General features: G+C 72.4%; 15 protein-coding genes. 5 read left to right on the forward strand and 10 right to left on the reverse strand.

Annotated features, from left to right (window positions below; all coding sequences use genetic code 11):
• Positions 1–213 precede the first annotated feature (213 nt).
• Entirely contained in the window at positions 214–3,213 is a 3,000-nt protein-coding gene (locus FRCN3DRAFT_RS0209865; protein WP_007511497.1) for a leucine--tRNA ligase, read from the forward strand.
• Between the two features lie 17 nt (positions 3,214–3,230).
• On the opposite strand, the gene FRCN3DRAFT_RS0209870 is transcribed toward FRCN3DRAFT_RS0209865, so the two are convergent.
• Genes FRCN3DRAFT_RS0209870 through macS form a run of 3 tightly spaced genes read right to left on the reverse strand, consistent with a single transcriptional unit; the run spans position 3,231 to position 6,478 of the window.
• Positions 3,231–4,400, reverse strand: a complete 1,170-nt coding sequence (locus tag FRCN3DRAFT_RS0209870; RefSeq protein WP_007511500.1) for a DUF3616 domain-containing protein — start codon at positions 4,398–4,400, stop codon at positions 3,231–3,233.
• A complete protein-coding gene (locus FRCN3DRAFT_RS0209875; RefSeq protein WP_007511502.1) occupies positions 4,387–5,136 on the reverse strand; it encodes a response regulator in 750 nt (249 codons plus the stop codon). Before FRCN3DRAFT_RS0209875 ends, FRCN3DRAFT_RS0209870 begins: the two co-directional genes overlap by 14 nt.
• Positions 5,123–6,478, reverse strand: a complete 1,356-nt coding sequence (gene macS, locus FRCN3DRAFT_RS0209880; RefSeq protein ID WP_007511503.1) for a MacS family sensor histidine kinase — start codon at positions 6,476–6,478, stop codon at positions 5,123–5,125. The genes FRCN3DRAFT_RS0209875 and macS overlap by 14 nt, the downstream gene beginning before the upstream one ends.
• Positions 6,479–6,610: 132 nt before the next feature.
• Here macS and FRCN3DRAFT_RS0209885 point away from each other — a divergent pair, with 132 nt between their 5' ends.
• On the forward strand, positions 6,611–6,904 hold the full coding sequence (locus FRCN3DRAFT_RS0209885) for a YiaA/YiaB family inner membrane protein (RefSeq protein WP_007511505.1): 294 nt from the start codon (positions 6,611–6,613) through the stop codon (positions 6,902–6,904).
• A gap of 136 nt (positions 6,905–7,040) precedes the next feature.
• Here the strand turns inward: FRCN3DRAFT_RS0209885 and arfB are convergent, their stop codons facing one another.
• Positions 7,041–7,511 (reverse strand): alternative ribosome rescue aminoacyl-tRNA hydrolase ArfB, encoded by a 471-nt coding sequence (arfB, locus tag FRCN3DRAFT_RS0209890; RefSeq protein WP_083401410.1) that lies wholly within the window; start codon positions 7,509–7,511, stop codon positions 7,041–7,043.
• 258 nt (positions 7,512–7,769) lie between these two features.
• On the reverse strand, positions 7,770–9,593 hold the full coding sequence (locus FRCN3DRAFT_RS0209895) for a phosphoenolpyruvate carboxykinase (GTP) (RefSeq protein ID WP_007511511.1): 1,824 nt from the start codon (positions 9,591–9,593) through the stop codon (positions 7,770–7,772).
• Between the two features lie 317 nt (positions 9,594–9,910).
• Here FRCN3DRAFT_RS0209895 and trhA point away from each other — a divergent pair, with 317 nt between their 5' ends.
• From trhA to phoH2, 3 genes are all read left to right on the forward strand, one after another.
• The gene (trhA, locus tag FRCN3DRAFT_RS52880; RefSeq protein WP_198535957.1) at positions 9,911–10,636 is read left to right on the forward strand and encodes a PAQR family membrane homeostasis protein TrhA; all 726 of its coding nucleotides are present in this window, start codon (positions 9,911–9,913) and stop codon (positions 10,634–10,636) included.
• A 354-nt stretch (positions 10,637–10,990) separates the two neighbouring features.
• Positions 10,991–13,012: a thioredoxin domain-containing protein gene (locus FRCN3DRAFT_RS0209905; RefSeq protein WP_007511514.1), complete on the forward strand. Its 2,022-nt coding sequence runs from the start codon at positions 10,991–10,993 to the stop codon at positions 13,010–13,012.
• 511 nt (positions 13,013–13,523) lie between these two features.
• The gene (gene phoH2, locus FRCN3DRAFT_RS0209910; protein WP_007511516.1) at positions 13,524–14,816 is read left to right on the forward strand and encodes an RNA 5'-3' helicase PhoH2; all 1,293 of its coding nucleotides are present in this window, start codon (positions 13,524–13,526) and stop codon (positions 14,814–14,816) included.
• Positions 14,817–15,008: 192 nt separating this feature from the next.
• Here the strand turns inward: phoH2 and FRCN3DRAFT_RS0209915 are convergent, their stop codons facing one another.
• From FRCN3DRAFT_RS0209915 to FRCN3DRAFT_RS43665, 5 genes are all read right to left on the reverse strand, one after another.
• A complete protein-coding gene (locus FRCN3DRAFT_RS0209915; protein WP_007511519.1) occupies positions 15,009–16,346 on the reverse strand; it encodes a hypothetical protein in 1,338 nt (445 codons plus the stop codon).
• Entirely contained in the window at positions 16,343–16,987 is a 645-nt protein-coding gene (locus tag FRCN3DRAFT_RS0209920) for a SigE family RNA polymerase sigma factor (RefSeq protein WP_007511521.1), read from the reverse strand. Before FRCN3DRAFT_RS0209920 ends, FRCN3DRAFT_RS0209915 begins: the two co-directional genes overlap by 4 nt.
• A 143-nt stretch (positions 16,988–17,130) precedes the next feature.
• Complete coding sequence (locus FRCN3DRAFT_RS0209925) at positions 17,131–17,679, reverse strand: DUF1990 domain-containing protein (protein ID WP_007511523.1); 549 nt, start codon at positions 17,677–17,679, stop codon at positions 17,131–17,133.
• Positions 17,676–18,653, reverse strand: a complete 978-nt coding sequence (locus FRCN3DRAFT_RS0209930; RefSeq protein WP_232793990.1) for a YndJ family protein — start codon at positions 18,651–18,653, stop codon at positions 17,676–17,678. The genes FRCN3DRAFT_RS0209925 and FRCN3DRAFT_RS0209930 overlap by 4 nt, the downstream gene beginning before the upstream one ends.
• A gap of 62 nt (positions 18,654–18,715) precedes the next feature.
• On the reverse strand, positions 18,716–19,540 hold the full coding sequence (locus FRCN3DRAFT_RS43665) for a TetR/AcrR family transcriptional regulator (protein WP_007511527.1): 825 nt from the start codon (positions 19,538–19,540) through the stop codon (positions 18,716–18,718).
• Between the last annotated feature and the right edge of the window lie 10 nt (positions 19,541–19,550).

Below are 19,550 nucleotides of genomic sequence, written 5' to 3' on the forward strand. Positions count from 1 at the left end.
AGCGCCGTCGCCCGAACGCCGGAGCCGCCCGCTTGATCTGGCCGGTGGCGGATGCCGACGGCCGGCGCGCCGGCTGGAAATTCGGTCGCCCCGGTACGCTCGGACGGAGACGATCGACACTGTCCGCGCCCGCGGCCGCCTGATGTGGAGCCGCGTGATCACACGCGCGCGTGGATCGCGTGGATCATGACCCGCCGAGTGGATGCGACGAGAATGACCGACAACGCTCAGGACATCACGACCCCACCCGCCACCGCGGCGGCGGAGACCGAGCCGTCGTTCCGGTACGGCGCGCGGCTCGCGGGTGAGATCGAGAACCGGTGGCAGACCTGGTGGCGCGAGCGAGGCACGTTCGCGTCCCCGAACCCGGTCGGACCGCTGTCCGACGGGTTCGAGGAGGTCAAGGGGCTGACCCCGTTCTTCGTCCTGGACATGTTCCCGTACCCGAGCGGCGCGGGGCTGCACGTCGGCCACCCGCTGGGCTACATCGGCACCGACGTGTATGCGCGCTACCTGCGGATGACCGGGAAGCACGTGCTGCACACCTTCGGCTACGACGCCTTCGGGCTGCCCGCCGAGCAGTACGCCATCAACACCGGCCAGCACCCGCGGGTGACGACCGAGGCGAACATCCGGAACATGCGACGCCAGCTGGGCCGGCTGGGCCTGGGTCACGACACCCGCCGCGAGATCGCGACCACCGACGTCACGTACTACCGGTGGACGCAGTGGATCTTCAAGAAGATCTTCGACAGCTGGTACGACGAGCGCCTGGACCGGGCCCGCCCGATCGCCGAGCTGGTCGCCGAGTTCGAGGCGGGCACCCGCGTCCCGAGCCAGGAGACGAACCCGTCCGGCCTGCCCTGGGGCGAGCTGGACGCCACCGAGCGTCGCAGGGTCGTCGACGGCCACCGGCTGGCCTACCTGGCCGAGGGCCTGGTCAACTGGTGCCCCGGGCTGGGCACCGTGCTGGCCAACGAGGAGGTCACCGCCGAGGGCCGCAGCGACATCGGCAACTACCCGGTGTTCCGCCGCCCGCTGCGCCAGTGGACGCTGCGGATCACCGCCTACGCCGAACGGCTGATGGCCGACCTGGATCTGGTCGACTGGCCGGACTCGATCAAGCAGATGCAGCGCAACTGGATCGGCCCCTCCGATGGCGCCCACGTCACGTTCCCGGCCTGGATCGGCGGCCCCGACGACCCGCCCGGTCCCGCGCTGGCGGTAGAGGTGTACACCACCCGCCCGGACACCCTGCCCGGCGCGACGTTCATGGTGCTGGCGCCCGAGCACCCGCTGGTCGAGCACCTGACGGCCGCCGCCTGGCGCGACGGCACCCCGGACGGCTGGAAGTTCGAGGAAGCTCGCCCGGTCGACGTCGCCGAGGCCGAATGGACCCCCGCCGCCGCCGTCGCCGCCTACCGGGACTTCGCCGGCAAGCGCAGCGATCGCCAGCGCGGCGAGGAGGTCGACCGCACCGGCGTCTTCACCGGTGCCTACGCCCGCAACCCGATCACCGGGGTGGCCATCCCGATCTTCCTGGCGGACTATGTGCTGCTGGGTTACGGCACCGGCGCCGTCATGGCCGTCCCCGCACACGACCAGCGCGACTTCTCCTTCGCCCGCGAGTTCGGCCTGCCGACCCCACCGGTGCTGGCGCCCAGCGACGACTTCCTGGCCGAGCACGGCCTGTCCTCGAAAGACTCGGTCGACGTCTGGCCGGTGGCGTTCTCCGGCGAGGGCGAGTACCTGCCCGCCCCGCCCGGCGCCCCGGTGCTGACCGGCCTGTCCAAGGCCGACGCGGTGAAGACCACCGTCTCCTGGCTGGAGGACGCCGGCCGTGGCCGGGCCGCCCGGTCCTACCGGCTGCGCGACTGGCTGTTCTCCCGGCAGCGCTACTGGGGCGAGCCGTTCCCGATCGTCTACGACGAGACCGGCCTGCCGATCGCCGTGCCCGACGAGGCGCTGCCCGTCGAGCTGCCGGAGATGACGGACTTCCGGCCGACCCCGATGGCCGACGACGACGCGTCCGAGCCCGTGCCGCCGCTGGCCCGGGCCACCGACTGGACGACGGTGACGCTGGATCTGGGCGACGGGCCGCGCCAGTACCGGCGCGAGACGAACACGATGCCGCAGTGGGCCGGCTCCTGCTGGTACTACCTGCGTTACCTGGACCCGACGGACACGGAGCGGTTCGTCGACCCGGAGATCGAGCGCTACTGGATGCAGGCCGTCAGCGGGCCCGCGGGGGACGGCGGCGTCGACCTGTACGTCGGCGGTGTCGAGCACGCCGTGCTGCACCTGCTGTACGCCCGGTTCTGGCACAAGGTCCTGTACGACCTGGGCCTGGTGTCGACGAAGGAGCCGTTCAAGCGGCTGTTCAACCAGGGCTACATCCAGGCCGACGCGTTCCTGGACGCCCGCGGCATGTACGTGCCCGCGGTCGAGGTGACCACCGACTCCGGCGGCGCCCTGCGCTACCAGGGCGAACCCGTCACCCGACGGTCCGGGAAGATGGGCAAGAGCCTGAAGAACAGCGTGACGCCCGACGAGATGTACGACGCCTATGGCGCCGACACCCTGCGCGTCTACGAGATGGCGATGGGCCCGCTGGACGCCGACCGCCCCTGGCGGACCGATGACATCGTCGGCCCGCACCGGTTCCTGCAGCGGCTGTGGCGCAACCTGGTCGACGAGGCGACCGGCGAGGCCAGGGTGGTCGACGCGGAGCCGGACGACGAGGCGACCCGGACGCTGCACCGCACGATCCTGGCGGTGCGCGCCGACTACGCCGGGATGCGCTTCAACACCGCCGTCGCCCGGCTGATCGAGCTGACGAACTTCGTCAGCAAGCACTACAGCGACGCGAACCGGCCGCCGCGCGCGCTGGCCGAGGCGATGGTCCTGATGGTCGCCCCGCTGGCGCCGCACATCGCCGAGGAACTGTGGGCACGGCTGGGCCACGACGGATCACTGGTCCACGAGCCGTTCCCGGTGGGTGACGAGGCGCTGGCGGCCGAGTCGTCGGTGACGCTGCCGGTCCAGGTCAACGGCAAGGTCCGCTTCACCCTGTCCGTCCCCGCCGGCGCCGGCGAGGACGACATCCGGACCGCGCTGACCGCCCACGCCGACTACGCCAGGCACACCGACGGCAAGACGGTGAAGCGCCTGATCATCGTCCCCGGCCGCATCGTCAACATCGCCGTCGCCTGACCCGATCCGGCCGGCTGTCAGGAGCCGGGGAGGGGGATCCGGTCGAGAAGTACCTCATGGGGGCGGGGACGGCGGCGGGGGGACGGGCTGTCGTAGGCGACCAGGAGCGTCCCGTCGTCGCCGGGGGCGTGGGTGATGCCCTCCGCGTGATCGACGCCGTCCCCATAGGGAATGTCGAGGACCTTCTCGAGTTGGTTGCCGGTGACCACGACGCTGGCGCGCGCATGGGCCGCGCCGCGCCAACGGTAGACGCGGACCGGGCCGTCCAGGTCCATCGTCGGGCCGGCGAGGAGAAGAAGGTCGTCGCCGTGCGCCAGGAGGTCGCGGACGCCGAGACCGTCGAGATCGAGGAAGTGCTTGCGGTAGGGCACGCCGGTCGCGCGAGGCCGGCGGCCGTCGACGGGGGCGAGCAGCAGGTGCTGGCCAGGGCCGTCGACCAGGCGCAGTTCGAGGACGACGGCCCACCCGCGCAGCACCGGGCCGCGCAGGCCGACGTAGATCCTCTCGCCGGCGACGGCGAGGCCTTCGACGTCCAGGCCGTTGTCCTTGCTGGGGATCTTCAAGAAGCGGCCGAGATGCTCGTCGTCGGCGAGCGCCGTCGTCAGCCGGGTCCGCCTGCGCAGACCAAGCGCGGCGGCGGTGAGCCGGGTGCCTGGCCGGGTGGGGTCGGGCGCGGACGCGACGAGCGTCGGCAGGCCGCCGGCCGTCACCACGGGGATGCGCCCGATCAGGAAACGGTTGCGGTTCCTGGCGACCTTGGCGAGCCGGAGCAGGGCCTTCTCGGTGGCATGGCCCGGCTTCACCCGCCTGCGGGTCAGACTGTGCGAGCCGACGAACCAGAGGTAGCCGCCGGCTCGGTCGATGCCCTCGATGTCTATCTCCGGCACGACGCCGTCATCGCCCGGCCCCTCGGGTAGCGGCAGGAAGTCTCCGATCGGGAACGAGACATGGCCGCCGTAGGCGTCGCCGGCGGCGTCGAGCGTCACCCGCTCGATCGCGACCGTCTCGTCCGCGCCAAGCCAGAGGCAACGCCCCTCCGCCTTGAGGGTCGACAGCGACTCGGTGGCGTCGACGAGGTCGGCGGCGCGCCCGTCGGGCCTGACGGTGTCGTCCCCGGGACCGCCGAGCCGGACGACCACCGTGGCGATGCCCGTGGCTGGAGGCGATCGGCGGTCAGGAGGGGTCATCGTAGCCCTCCCGGACGGCAAAACGGGCCAGTTCCACCCGGTTGCGAAGTTGAAGCTTGCTGAGGACGTTGTGGACGTGATTCTGCACGGTGCGGGGGGAGACCCCGAGGCGGTCGGCGGCGTCCCTCGCGGTCAGGCCCTTGGCGACGAGACGCAGCACCTCGACCTCGCGGGCGGTCAGCCGGGGCGCGGCCGCCGACCTCCCGGGGGCGGGGCTCGGTTCCCTGGCGGCGCGGGACATCTCGCCGAGGACCAGCGCCGCGAGGCCCGCGCTGAAGACCGGTTCGCCCGCGGCCGTCCGGCGCACCGCGTCCACGAGCTCCTCGGGACGCGCCGACTTGACCAGGTAGCCCGACGCCCCGGACTTGACGGCCGTCAGGACGTCCGCCTGCTCGCCGGACGCGGAGACGACGAGCACCGACCCGCGAAACCCGGTCGCGCCGGCCTGCGCCCGCAGGCCACGGATCACCTCGACCCCGGAGCCGTCGGGCAGCGAGAGGTCCAGCACGACGATGTCCGGCCTGGTCGCCGCCACCACGCGCAGCGCCTGCGCGACCGACCCGGCGGTGCCGACCACCCGGAAGCCCGAGGCGTCGAGGTCCCGGCTCAGCGCGTCGCGCCACAGCGGGTGGTCGTCCACGACCACGATCCGCCGCGGCTGCTCTGGCGCGGCGTCGCCCGGCGGTCCCGACCCCGCGGGTGTCGCGCCAGATCCCGCCGGCTCATCGGGGGACACGCAGCTCGACCTCCGTTCCCTGGCCGGGGCGGCCGGACACCGCGACCTCGCCACCCAGGTCACGGATGCGCCCGCGGACGCTGACCGCGAGGCCAAGGCGCCCCTCGGCCGCCGCCTGCTCGGGCCGTCCCGGCGCGATACCGACACCATCGTCGCGAACCGTCACGGCGACCTCGTCACCATCGTCTTCCAGCAGCACCCAGGCCAACGCACCAGCCCCGGCATGCCGGGCGACGTTGTCCAGCGCCGCCCGCACCGCCGCGACGACCTCGGCGGCCCGGTCCGCCCGCAGGAGCACCGGGACCCCAGGAGTAGCGACCGTCACCACCAGCCGCCGGGCCGGTCGCCCGGTGGCTGGCTCACCGGTGGCGTGCGCCAGGGCCAGCAGCGCCTCCGCGAGGTCGGTGCCAGCGGCACCGCTCCGGCCCACCGGCCCGTTCGACCTGCCGGGACCTGCCAGGAGGACGGGCGCGGTGCCCTGGGCGGTCGTCGCCGGCCCGCCGGGGCCTGGAGTGCGCAACAGGTCGCGCAGCAGGGCCTCCTGCTCGGCGGCGAGCCTCGCCACCTCCGCTGTCGGCATTCCTCGTGGTGCCTCCCGGGCGATCAGCGCGAGGACCTGCAGCACGCCGTCGTGCACCCGGCGTGCCAGCCGCTCGCGCTCGGCGTCACCGGCGCGCGCCTCCAGCACGTCGGTGAGCGCCGCCTGGGCGCGCAGCGCCGTGCGGCTGAGGTGCCCGGCCACCGCGCCCGAGACGAGGAGCAGCATGCTCGTGCCCACCAGCGCGTCGGTCAGCATCCGCCACTCGGCGATGAAGATGGCCGACATCAGCAGCCCGCTCGCGATCCCGCCCGCCGCGCCCCAGAGCAGCGCGGCGCTGAACACACCGCTCGTCACCCACATCATCGGCAGGGCATGGCTCGCCCGCGGGCCGACGAGCTCGGCGCCGGCCACCAGGCCAGCGCAGACCGCTACGTCGGCGAGGACGAGGCCGTGCAGCAGGCGAGACCGGTTCCCTCGGTTGGCACGGGGCACCAGCACGGACAGCGCCGCCGACCAGCCGACCATCACACCCAGCAGGCCGACGCCCAGCGCCGGCCGGTAGGCGTCGTCGAGCCGCGCCGCCCCGGCGACGGCCGCATAGCCCAGCGACACCCACCGGAACACCGAGAGCGACCGCCACAGCGCGCCACGCACGCCATCCGGGCCACGACCGGTGATCACCACGCCCAGCTCGGTCAGCCGGGTGCTCGAAGCGTGGAAGGGCTGCCGCCCACCGGGTGCCGCTCCCAATACCGCGCCGTCGGCGCCGTCCGACACCGTGTCGTCGGCGCCGCCCGCCATTGTCGCGCTCCTGCCGCCAGACACGGCGCCAGTCTCGCAGAAGCGGTCAGAACGCACCTGAGCGTACTTACTCAGGACATCGTGTGTGCTCTGGCTCAGGTCGGCCGCCGCGTTCGTCCCGACACTGGCCGCATGACGAAACCACCGGCTTCGCGGACGACCACGTCATTCTTCGTGCAGTCCATCCTGTCCTTCGCCGTCTCGACCGTCTCGGTCCTGGTCGCCATCGCGTATCTGCCCGGCGACGCCTGGATGCGCGGGCTCCTGGGGCTCGGCCTGCTCTACGTCGTCACCTCGACGTTCACGCTCGCCAAGTGCGTGCGCGACCATCAGGAGACGGCCAGCGTGGTCAGCCGGGTGGACCAGGTCCGCCTCGAGCGCCTGCTCGCCGAGCACGACCCGTTCCGTACGACCTCCAACACGTGACGACCACCCGTCGGCCGCTCGGACACCCGGATGTCGGGATGTCCGGGCGGCCCGGTGTCTGAGCAGTCGATCTCCGAGCAACCGGGTGCCTGAACAGGCGGGTGTACGAGCGGTCGACGTCCTACCCGTCGACGTCCTACCCGTCGGCGTCGGAGGCGCCCGGCCGGCGGGTGCGCTTGGTCGCCGAGCGGCGGCGTTTGGTGTCCAGGCGGCGCTCGACGGAGCCCCTGCTGGGCTTGGTGGGGCGGCGGCGCCGGGGCGGCGGCGCGGTGGCGTCGTGGAGCAGCGAGACGAGCCGGTCGAGCGCCGCCTCGCGGTTGCGCAGCTGGGAGCGCTGCTCGGAGGACGTGACGACGAGATCACCGTCCACCAGGCGCCCGGCCAGGCGGGCAAGAGCTCGTTCGCGCAGCGGTTCGGGGATGGCACGCGAGCGAGCGACGTCGAAGCGGACCTCGGCCCGGCTGTCGGTGGTGTTCACTCCTTGGCCGCCGGGACCGGACGAGCGGGAGAACCGCCAGCGCAGCTCGGTCTCGGGCAACGCGAAGCCCGGGCGGACCGCGCGCGCGGCCCGCTCCTGGGGCACGCGTGCGACAGGCTCCTCGGGCATGAACCCATGGTGCCAGGATCCCCCGCCCGCCGGAACCGGATAAACCGGACGCCGGCCGAGGCGGCGAGCGAATCCGCCGGCGGTAGCTTGACGCTGTCTGTGCCCTGCCGTGGTTGTGAACCGGCCCGCTCGACGACCACCGGAGGGCGGAAACGGCGATCGCCCCCGCCGATGGGAGCAGCGGGGGCGATCGTCGGGCGCGAGCCGGATCGGGCGTAGGGCGGGTCGGCCTGGGTCAGGCGTCGGCCGGGGTGGTGGCTAGCTGCCCAGTCGCTCCACCAGGGCCTCGTGCTCGGCCCAGAGCTCGGCGGGGAGGCGGTCGCCGAAGGTGTCGTAGTGCTGCGGGATCAGGGCGGCCTCCTGCTTCCACACCTCGGTGTCGAGGGTGAGCAGGGCCGTGAGGTCGGTCTCGGAGACGTCCAGGCCTTCCGTGTCGAACGACTCCGTCGTCGGGTGGACGCCGAGCGCGGACTCGACGCCGTCCGCCTCGCCCTCCAGCCGGCCGACGATCCAGGCCAACACGCGGCTGTTCTCGCCGTAGCCCGGCCACAGGTACTTGCCCTCGGGGCTCTTGCGGAACCAGTTGACGTAGTAGATCCGCGGCAGCTTCGAGGCGTCAGCCTTCTGCCCGACCGAGAGCCAGTGGGCGAAGTAGTCGGCCATGTTGTAGCCGCAGAACGGCAGCATCGCGAACGGGTCGCGGCGCAGCTGGCCGATCGCGCCGGCCTGTGCCGCCGTCGTCTCCGAGGAGACGATCGAGCCGAAGAACACGCCGCGCCGCCAGTCGGGTGCCTCCGTCACCAGCGGCACCGCCGTGGCCCGGCGGCCGCCGAACAGGATCGCCGAGATCGGCACGCCGCGCGGGTCCTCCCACTCGTCGGCGATGGTCGGGCACTGGCCGGCGGGGACGGTGAACCGGGCGTTCGGGTGCGAGGCGGGCTCGGGCGAGTCCGGCGTCCAGTCGCGGCCCTTCCAGTCGATCAGGTGGGCGGGCTTGTCCTTGGTCAGTCCCTCCCACCAGACGTCGCCGTCGTCGGTGCGGGCGACGTTGGTGTAGACCGCGTTCCCCCACAGGGACGCGATCGCGTTCGGGTTGGTGTCGACACCGGTGCCGGGCGCGACGCCGAAGAAGCCTGCCTCCGGGTTGACGGCGTAGAGCCGGCCGTCCTCGCCGAAGCGCATCCAGGCGATGTCATCGCCGACCGTCTCGGCCTTCCAGCCGGGGATCGTCGGGATGAGCATCGCCAGGTTGGTCTTGCCGCACGCCGACGGGAAGGCCGCCGCGACGTAGCGAACCTGGCCCTTCGGGGAGGTGAGCTTGAGGATCAGCATGTGCTCGGCGAGCCAGCCCTCGTCCCGCGCCATCACCGAGGCGATCCGCAGCGCGTAGCACTTCTTGCCGAGCAGCGCGTTGCCGCCGTAGCCCGAGCCGTACGACCAGATCTCCCGGGTCTCCGGGTAGTGCACGATGTACTTCGTGGTGTTGCACGGCCACGGAACGTCTTCCTGTCCGGGCTCCAGCGGGGCACCAAGCGAGTGCACCGCCGGCACGAAGAAGCCGTCCTCACCTAGCTGCTCGAGTGCCGGGGCGCCCATGCGCGTCATCGTGCGCATCGAGATCGCCACATATGCAGAGTCGGTGATTTCGACGCCGAGAGCGGAGATACGCGATCCGAGTGGCCCCATGCAGAAGGGCACAACGTACATGGTGCGGCCTCGCATACACCCGCTGAACAAGCCGCGAAGTGTGCCGCGCATTTTCTCTGGCTCGACCCAGTTGTTTGTCGGACCGGCGTCCTCGCGATTCTCCGAACAGATGTATGTCCGGTCTTCGACGCGGGCGACATCGTTCGGGTCGGAGGCGGCGTAGAAGCTGTTGGGACGTTTCTCCTCGTTAAGCTTCACCAAGGTCCCGCGCTCGATGAGCAGGCTGGTGAGCCGGTCGAACTCCTCGGCGGAGCCGTCGCACCACTCCACCCGGTCCGGCTGAGTGAGTTCGGCGATCTCGCGCACCCAGGCGATCAACCTGGCGTGCTTGGTCGGGGCGGCATCCAGCCCGGGAATCTGTGCCGCGGTCGTCACAGCTCACACCTCCGCTCGCGTCGAACCTGCCGCGTTCTCGCCTCGGTATACAGGTGCAGCTTGCGCACCCGAACGACCTCGTGTACCGGCGGTCACAAACCAACGGCTACAGTGGAAGCCGCTACCCTGTGAAGTCTGTACTGGGGACGCTCGAGGCCGCGTTCAGGATCATTAGACTGTACCGCTCTTTCCATGCACAGTCGCGCGGTACGCCGGGGGGCGGAAACGTTGGATCCATCACGCATCGGGACGGGCTGGCCAGGCCCGGTGCGCCGGGGCGCACCGCCCTCGGGGGCGGGTGCGGTTATCGTTCTGGCGTGGTCACTCACGCAGCGACGCAGCCGACCGGGCCGGGACCTGACGGCAACCGCGCCGAGGACGGCGCCGACAAGCGGGCTCACCCGCGTGACCTGACGCGACCGCGCATGCGGGGATGGCTACATGCGGGCGCATTTCCGGTAAGTCTGGCGCTCGGCGTGGTGGCCGTGGCGCTGCCGACGACGCTCGGCGCCCGGCTCGCGGTCGGCGTTTACGCGATCAGCATCACCGCATTGTTCGGGACGAGTGCGCTCTACCACCGGACCATGTGGTCGACCTCACGGGCGCGCGCGCTGATGAAGCGGCTCGACCACTCGATGATCTTTGTTTTCATCGCGGGGACGTACACGCCCTTCGCGCTGCTGGCCATGCCCAGACACATAGCGCAGCCGATCCTGGCCGTCGTCTGGGGCGGGGCGGCGCTGGGCGTCGTCCTGCGCATGCTGTGGTTGCACTCACCGCGCTACCTGATCGTGCCCCTCTACATCGCGCTGGGCTGGGTCGCGGTCTTCGTCTTCCCGGAGGTCCTGCACACCGCCGGCGTCGCCACGCTGACCCTGCTCGTCGTCGGCGGCGCCTGCTACAGCGTCGGCGCGATCATCTACGCGCTGCGCCGCCCGAACCCGTCGCCGACGGTCTTCGGCTACCACGAGGTGTTCCACGCGTTCACCCTCGTCGCGGCTTGCTGCCACTACGTCGCGCTGATGCTCGCCATCTACCGCTAGGGCGCTCCCGTTGCTGGACGCTCCGCGCCCACAACCGGGCAGCGCCTCGGGGTTCCTGCCGGATCGGCGGAGCTTGCGGAGCCGATCTGGGAGGTCCGGGGCGCTGAGCGCCCTCTCCACGTGGTTCCGGGCCGAGGCATATGGCGGTGGCTGGGCTGGATCGGGGGCTGACGAGGTGGCCGGGTTGGCACTGCGCTGATGCGCCGTCACGATCTGTGGCTGGGTTGGGGGAACGCGTCACTAGAACGAGGTCCCACCCGACGACGTCGGCCTGGTCGGCCCGCGCGGCGGGCGGGAAGGCGTCGTTGGGCAATAGCGTCACAGACTGTGTCGTGACCGCGTTAAGGAGCTTCTGTGGCGAACAGGCTGGCTGACCAGACGTCCCCCTATCTGCTGCAGCATGCCGACAACCCGGTCGACTGGTGGCCGTGGGAGCCGGCGGCGTTCGCCGAGGCGGCCAGCCGGCAGGTTCCGGTCCTGCTCTCGGTCGGATATGCGTCCTGCCACTGGTGCCACGTCATGGCGCACGAGTCGTTCGAGGACGACACCACCGCGGCCTACATGAACGAGCATTTCGTCAATATCAAGGTCGACCGGGAGGAGCGCCCGGACGTCGACTCCGTCTACATGGACGTCACGATGGCGCTGACCGGGCACGGCGGCTGGCCGATGACGGTGTTCCTGACCCCGACGGGGGAGCCGTTCTTCGCCGGCACCTACTTTCCGCCTACCCCCCGGCCCGGGATGGGCTCGTTCCGCCAGGTCCTCTCGGCGGTGTCGTCCGCCTGGGACACCCGCCGCGAGGAGATCGAGTCCTCCGGCGCGGACATCGCCCGCAAGCTCGCGGAGGCCGCCGAGGCGCCCGTCGCCGGTGGCCGCGGCCCGGCCATCCGGCTGGACGGCGAGCTGCTCGACACCGCGGTCGACCAGCTCGCAGCCAGGTTCGACCCCCGTCACGGCGGATTCGGCGGCGCGCCGAAGTTCCCGCCGTCGATGGTCGCCGAGCTACTGCTGCGTCACCACGCCCGCACCGGGAACGAGCGCTCGCTCGGCATGGTCGCCCTCACCTGCGAACGGATGGCCCGCGGCGGGATCTACGACCAGCTCACCGGCGGATTCGCCCGCTACAGCGTCGACGCGACGTGGACGGTCCCGCACTTCGAGAAGATGCTCTACGACAACGCCCAGCTGCTGAGGGTCTACCTGCACCTGTGGCGGACGACCGGCGACGCGCTCGCCGCGCGGGTGGTCCGCGAGACGGCCGCCTTCCTGCTCACCGATCTGCGCACCCCGCAGGGCGGCTTCGCCTCAGCCCTGGACGCCGACGCGGTACCGCCCTCGGACTCGGACACGGATGGCCACCCCCACCAGCCGGTGGAGGGGGCGAGCTACGTGTGGACGCCCGGGCAGCTGGCCGACGCGCTCGGCCCGGATGACGCCGCCTGGGCGGCCAACCTGTTCGAGGTCACCGCGACAGGCACGTTCGAGCATGGGTCATCCGTGCTCGCGCTGCCGGCGGACCCCGACGACGCGGACCGGTTCGCCCGGGTCCGGGCCACGCTCGCGGCCACGAGAGCCGCCCGCCCGCAGCCGGCGCGCGACGACAAGGTGGTGGCGAGCTGGAACGGCCTGGCGGTCGCCGCGCTCGCCGAGGCGGGCGCGCTGTTCGAGGAGCCGGAGTGGGTGACGGCCGCCGAGCGAGCGGCGGTGTTGCTGCGCGACGTGCACCTCGTCGACGGCCGGCTGCGCCGCACCAGCAGGGACGGCCGGGTGGGTCCCAATGTGGGCGTGCTCGACGACTACGGCAACGTCGCCGACGGCTTTCTCGCGTTGCACCAGGTGACCGGAGCCGTCGAGTGGCTGGAGCTCGCGGGCCAGCTGCTCGACGTCGCCCGAGCCCGCTTCCGCGCCGCCGACGGCGGCTTCTACGACACCGCGGACGACGCGCCGACGCTGCTGCGCCGGCCCCGCGAGGTCTCCGACTCGGCGACCCCCTCGGGCCAGTCGGCGTTCGCCGGCGCGCTGCTCACCTACGCCGCGCTCACCGGCTCGGCGGGGCACCGCGAGGACGCCGAGGCCACGATCGGCCTGCTCGCCCCGTTGCTCGCCAGGGACGCCCGGTTCGCCGGGCACGCGGGCACCGTCGCGGAGGCGCTGCTCGCCGGCCCGCCCGAGGTCGCCGTCGTCGGCCGGCCCGACCTGGAACGGCTCGCCCGGCTTGGCACCACGCCCGGCACGGTCGTGGTGACGGCCGGACCGCTCACCGTCGACCGTCCCGAGCCCGGGGTCTACGTCTGCCGGCATTTCGTCTGCGAGCGACCCGCGCGCACGGCCGAAGAGGTCCGCCGCCTGCTCGGCGCGCGCCTGCCGGCCTGAGCCTCCGCGCGCCTCGCCGGTAGCTGTCCGTGACCGGCTTGGGCGGGGGGACCGATTGAGTGATGATCGTCTTCTGTTGGGTATGAGCGGAGGGTGATAGAGCGCGGCGTGAGTTCGTGCTGGACAGCGATCGCGGCGTGGCCGGGGGGTGACGGGTATCACGTAACGGCAGCGCCTTCGGCCGCATCGCGCAGGCGTCGACGCGGCGACGTCATGGCTCATGGCGAATGCGCAGGGTAACGGTTCGCGTCCGATGTCGGCGGTCATGGTGATGCCGTGGCATCTGCGTTACGGAAGGCGTCGATGTACTTTCGCGACGTGTTCGGCAAAGTTGGTCGCCAACGCTCCGACCTGCGGCTACCGTGATGCCCTGACGTCTCAAGTCGTGGTCCGGCATTGGGCTGGACCGCTGGGAGGCCCCTACGTGCCGCAGTCGCGACAACGCCAGGAGGCCGGGACCCGGCCCCCTGTGGGGCTCTTCCCGGACAACTCCTAGTAAGCGGGTGGGCGTGTGCCACGAACGCATGTCGTCGACACAAGCGTGCTGTTGTCTGACCCTCGCGCGCTGCTGCGATTCGCGGAGCACAACGTCGTGCTCCCCCTCGTTGTGATTGGGGAGCTGGAGGCCAAGCGAAACCACCCCGAACTGGGCTGGTTCGCCCGGGAGGCGCTGCGCATCCTGGACGACCTACGCATAAAGCACGGGAGGCTTGACCACCCGCTGCCGCTGGAGACCGGCGGCACCCTGCGAGTAGAACTCAACCACACTGACCCGACAGTGCTACCACCGGGGTTCCGGGTCGGTGACAACGACTCGCGCATCCTTTCCGTCGCGCTCAACCTGGCCGCGGACGGCGACGACGTCGTCCTCGTCACCAAGGACATGCCGCTTCGCGTCAAGGCCTCCGTCGTCGGCCTCGACGCCGAGGAGTACCGGGCGCTGCAGCCGGTCGACACCGGCTGGGGCGGAACGGCGGAGCTCGGGGTGAGCCAGGAGGACCTCGACCGGCTGTACGCGGGCGAGCACCTGACCCTCCCGGCCGCGGCCGAGCTGCCCTGCCACACCGGTCTGGTGCTGACCGCCGCCGGCGGCAGCGCGTCCGCGCTCGGCCGGGTCTGCCCGGACAAGTCGGTGAAGCTGGTGCGCGGCGACCGGGAGGCGTTCGGGCTGCACGGTCGCAGCGCCGAGCAGCGCGTCGCCCTCGACCTGCTGCTCGACCCGGAGATCGGGATCGTCTCGCTGGGCGGCCGGGCCGGCACCGGCAAGTCGGCGCTGGCACTGTGCGCCGGCCTCGAAGCGGTGATGGAGCGCCGCGCGCATCGCAAGGTCGTCGTCTTCCGCCCGCTCTACGCCGTCGGCGGTCAGGATCTCGGCTACCTGCCCGGCAGCGAGAACGAGAAGATGGCGCCCTGGGCGCAGGCGGTCTACGACACCCTCGGCGCACTGGTCTCCGAGGACGTCATCGACCACGTCGTCGAACGCGGAATGCTCGAGGTGCTGCCGCTGACGCACATCCGCGGCCGCTCGCTGCACGACTCGTTCGTGATCGTCGACGAGGCGCAGTCGCTGGAGCGCGGTGTGCTGCTGACCGTGCTCTCCCGACTGGGTGCCGGTTCCCGGGTGGTGCTCACGCACGACGTGGCGCAGCGCGACAACCTGCGCGTCGGCCGGCACGACGGCGTCGCGTCGGTGATCGAGACGCTCAAGGGCCACCCGCTGTTCGCGCACGTCACGCTGACCCGCTCCGAGCGCTCGCCCATCGCCGCACTGGTCACGACGATGCTGGAGGACCTCGTCCTATAAGGGCTCCATAGGAACTCCAGAGGAAAGGGACACCTCGCCTGACGGCTCGGTTCGGGCTCACGGCGCACGACGGGGTGGCGGATCACGGGACAGCCCTGATCCGTCACCCTGTTCCGTTCCGTCGCCTTGTTCCGCCGTGCCGGGGAACGGCTCACCCGGCCCATCGGCCACCTGGGTCCGGCCGGCCGATGGTCAGGACGGGCAGCGCAGGTCCGGCGCCCCGAGAGAGCCGATCAGATGGCAGTAGCTCGTCCGGCTGATCTGCCAGCCGTTGGCGGTGTGCACCGCCTCGCCGAAGGTGTCGTTGGGCGAGGACGGCGCCCCGCCGGGGACGGTGGGCATGGATGTCCCCTGGCCGAGCCGACTTGGCACCGTTGGGTCGGTGAACGAGACCAGGAGCCAGGCGGAGACCGCATCCGGGGCGACGGTGAGCATCTGATCGACCCGTACCGAGAGCGTGGCGGCGAGCCCCGGATGCCGAGCCGCGATCTCGTCGTGGAGCGCGGCCAACGCCGGGGCGTCCTGGACCGCTGCGGCCCACCGGCTGTCGGGGACACCGGGGGCGAAGGCGTCGTGGAACGCCGCGCGGACCGCCGCCGCCGTCGTGTCGTCCGGCGGCGCCGGTGGGGCCGGCCGCTGGCCGAGCGTGAGCCTCGCGGCGATCCGGGCGACGACGGCCGGGTCCACGGGGCTCGGCCCGGCGGCCTCGACAGCCAGCTCGGTGTGGTCCGGCGCCGTCCACAGCAGTGCGGTGCGGTAGCGGTGGTCGGCGGGGCCCGGCCGGCCGCCGGTGTCGGTGTCGGCGCTGGCCAGGACCGCGGGCTGGCCGGCGACGGTCGTCGCGGTGACGTCGACCTTCCCGACCGGCCCGAGGGATGGGTTGGTTAACTGCGCGGCGATGCCGGCGGTGTCCCGCGGGCTGTAGCGATCCCAGGTGGCGGTCACCCAGACCAGCGCCGGGGGGGCGAGCGCGGCGGCCGGGGCGGTGGACGCGGACCCGGCCACCGCGTCCAGGTTGGTGGCGCCGGGCAGGGCGAACTCGCTGATGTAGCTGAAGGGGCCGAACAGGTCGGCCGCCGCGGTCAGCAGGGGAAGGTCGTCGAGCTCGATGGCGAAGGCCAGGTTGTTGGGCGCGACCCCACGCGGGCCGGCGTAGACCCTCGCGTCGGCGTCGGCGCGATGGGTCATCCCGGTGGGAAGCCAGGTCACGGTCACACCGCCGTGGGTGTGGAGTCCCGCGCGCGCCGGCGGAGGGGCCGACGACGGGCTGGTCGCGGGGACGACGGTACTGGCGGACCCGCCGCCGAGCAGGCGCAGAGGAATGACGACGCCGGCGGCGACGAGGACGGCCACGAGGCCGGCGACGACCGAGATCCGGCGACGGCGGGCGCGGGCGTGGACACCGGCGGTGAACGCGGCTGGTTCGACGGCGCCACGGCGGGAGAGCGGGCCGCGCAGGGCGTGGATGCCGTTGGCCAGGTCCTCGTCGGTCGGGGGGTGATTGGCCGGGGTGTGGTCGGTGGCGGTCACCGCGCCTCCCCACGGGAGCGCCGGATCGCCGGGGCGGCAGCGGTGGTTTCCCCGGTCTCGTTGGTAAGGATGTCGGCCCGCGGGCCGTCGGTGGGCGCGGGAGCGGGTGCGCGGCCCGGTGGGGTGAAGCCGTGCAGATGGTGGCTGCCGCGCAGCTTCGCCAGGCCGCGGGACGTCTGGGAGCGGACCGTGCCGACGCTGCAGCCGAGGGTGGCGGCGACGTCGGCCTCGGGCAGATCGTCGAAGTACCGCAGCACCAGGACGGCCCGCTGCCTGGGGGGAAGGGTGCGTAGCGCCCGGATGAGAGCCTCGTGCGCGGCGAGCTGGTCTGCCGGATCCGCACCTTGGTCGGCGGGGTTGGCGGCCCAGTCGTCGTCGGCGAGCAGCGGCACCTCGCTGACCCGTGCCCGCAGCCGGCGCCATCGCGAGGTGGCCGCGTTGACCAGGGCGCGGCGGACGTAGGCCTCCGGCTTCGGGTCGTTCATCCGGCCCCAGTGCCGGTAGGTGCGCTCGAACGCGCCCTGCAGCAGGTCCTCACCCGCGGCCCAGTCACCGCCGACGAGCAGCACGGCGCTCAGTAGCAGCCGCTCGGCGCAGTCAGCGACGAACTGTTCAAAGCTGGCGTCACCATCGGCCCGCACGCTTTGTCTCCCTGGAAGTCCGGCATCGCCTTGTCTCATACGCATCCGGCCCTGCCGGCAATGCCTGGCGATTCCGTACGAGTGCCTTGAAGATCCCTGCGGCTGCCTGGTCAGCGGTCGATCTGCGCCGCGGCGCCCAGCCGTCAGCGCGTGGCGTCAGATAGGCGGCGGAGGGCCTTCGCGAACCGGGTGGCGAGGTAGCGCTGGAGCATCGGGCCGATCGGGCCCGCGAGGCGGGGGAGGAGTGTCGCCGGCCGGCTGAACGCCCTGATGGTCAGCCACACGACGTCGTCGCCGTCCCGGGTGAGCACGAACGATTCCTCGCCCGACTCGGGATGGCCCGGCAGCGTCCCGTAGGCGAAGCCGGCGCTGTCCGCGTCCGGCTGGTCGTCGGCCCAGACGACCCGGCAGGGAGCGCTGATCCGGAGCGGTCCGAGCCCTAGCCGTGAGGTGACCGCCACCCCTGGCGCGGCTCTCGGCGCGGAAGTGGGTACGCGCAGGCCCGCCGCCCGGTGCATCTGCCAGGTGAGCACCGCGTCGGCCGCCGCGCGGAAGCCGGCGGCACCGCTGGCGACGGGCACCTGGTGAAGCAGGTGATGGTAGGCGGCGGGAAGAGACGTGTTCCTGGTCGCGCCGACCTCGTTGTACGTGAAGGGGCGGGGGTCGTCGTCGGGCCGGTCGCCTGCCGTCATGGTCGTGCCTCCCTAGAAGTCGCCGGGGTAGAAGTCGCCAGGGTGGGGCGGTCGAGCCTGCGCCAGGCGAGCAGGGCGCAGACCGCGAAGCCGAGTGCGTTGGCGATGCCGTGGGTGGCGATCATCCAGGTGACCGAGAGGTGGGGGAGACCCGCCGCTCGCCCCACCGCCCAACTGAGCGCGAGCGCCATGCTGAGGGGGAGCACCGCGCACGAGACGGCCACCAGGCAGCGCGCCAGCCGGTCGCCGCGCGGACGGATCCGCCGCCAGGTGAGCCAGGCGGCCAGCCACAGGCCGACCGTCAGGATCACGGCGCCGGCGAGCTCGACCCAGTCGGAGAGGAAGAACCCGGCGAGGACGACCAGGGTGCCGGCGGGAACGGACCAGGCCGCGGCCCCAGCGCGTGGGTCACCGGGCAGGGCGCGACAGACGAGGGCGGCGATGAGTGCGGCGGCGAAGCCGGCGTAGTGAAAGTGCGCGACGGTGAGCGCGAGGACGGTCGGCGAGTATCCGAAGAGCGGATAGCCCGCGCCCGTGGCCACCAGCGCGCTGGACGCGATCACCGGTGCGACCAGCGCGCTCGCCATGGCCGCCCGGACCGGGGCGGGCAGCCGGCCACGGCGCGGGTCGTCGCGCCCGGCGTCTCCGGACTCGACCCGCGCGAATCCGGGCTCGACCCGCGTGAACTCGTCCGTCGCGCGTCCCGCGACCTCGGGCAGGGCAGCCAGCAGGGCAACGGTCCCGGCGGCGTAGACGCCGGCCAACGCGGCCGCCACCGGGCCGCGCGGGACGAGGAACGACACCGCGCCGGGCAGCGCGGCCAGCGGCCACAGGCGGCGCAGCGGGTCAAGGGTGCGCAGGTCGAGCAGCCCGAGCCCCCACGGCATGACGACGAGCATGCCGATCGCGATCAGCAGGGCGAGCAGGGTCGCGCCATATGGAGTCAGCCCCGTCGCCGGGGCCGCGGCTGACACGACTGGCGGGACTGACGACGCGGACACTCGCGGCAGCGCGGCGAAGGAGGTCGCCGTCCGCATCATCGGCGCGAGCCCGGCAGGCGCAGCTCGGACAGCAGCGCGTGGAGGTCGTCGGCGACGGAGCGCAGCACGGGCACCCTGGTCAGCGCGATCGACCGGGCGATCAACGGCGCGATCGCGTCCACCAGCCGGCGGGTGCGAACCTGGCCGGGCGAGGTGTCGTAGACCCAGAACAGGGTGATGCCGAGGTAGGCGAGCCAGAGCAGCTCCGGCAGGTCCGGCGCCAATGGGCCGCCCGGCGCCTTGGACCGCGCGGCGCCGGGACGATCGGCGGGGCCTTCGAGCACGTCCCGGAACAGCCCGATCGCGGCGTCCCTGGCCGCCGTCGACTCCTGGCTGAACGGGCTGGCCGCCGCGCCTGGCGGGATGGCCACCTTGATGAACGAGCCGGCGAAGGAGTGGTACCGCGTCATCTCGTCGATCCCCGCGTGGATCACGCGGCGCAGCCGGTCCGCGAGGTCCGGCGACCGCAACGCCTCGGCCGCTCGCCGCCGGTGCCCCGCCTGGATGGCGTCATAGAACTCCTGGACCAGGTGTTCCTTCGAGCCGAAGTAGTAATAGGCGTTGCCCAGCGAGACGCCGGCCGACTGGGCGATCCCGCGCATCGTGGTCCGCTCGTAGCCCTGGCCTCGGAAGGAGGCCAGGGCCGTTTCGAGGATCAACGCGCGGGTCGCGGCGCCCCTGCCGGGGGGTTGCGCCCGCCCCGCGTCCCCCCCGGCCCCCCCGCCCCTCGTGTCCTCGGCGCGCTCGCCGTCATGGTGGTCGCCGTCACTGTGGTCGCCGTCGTTCTGATCATGAAGCTTCGCGCTGTCGTCGCCAGCCACCGGACGCCTT

Source organism: Pseudofrankia saprophytica (assembly GCF_000235425.2).
GTDB lineage: Bacteria > Actinomycetota > Actinomycetes > Frankiales > Frankiaceae > Pseudofrankia > Pseudofrankia saprophytica.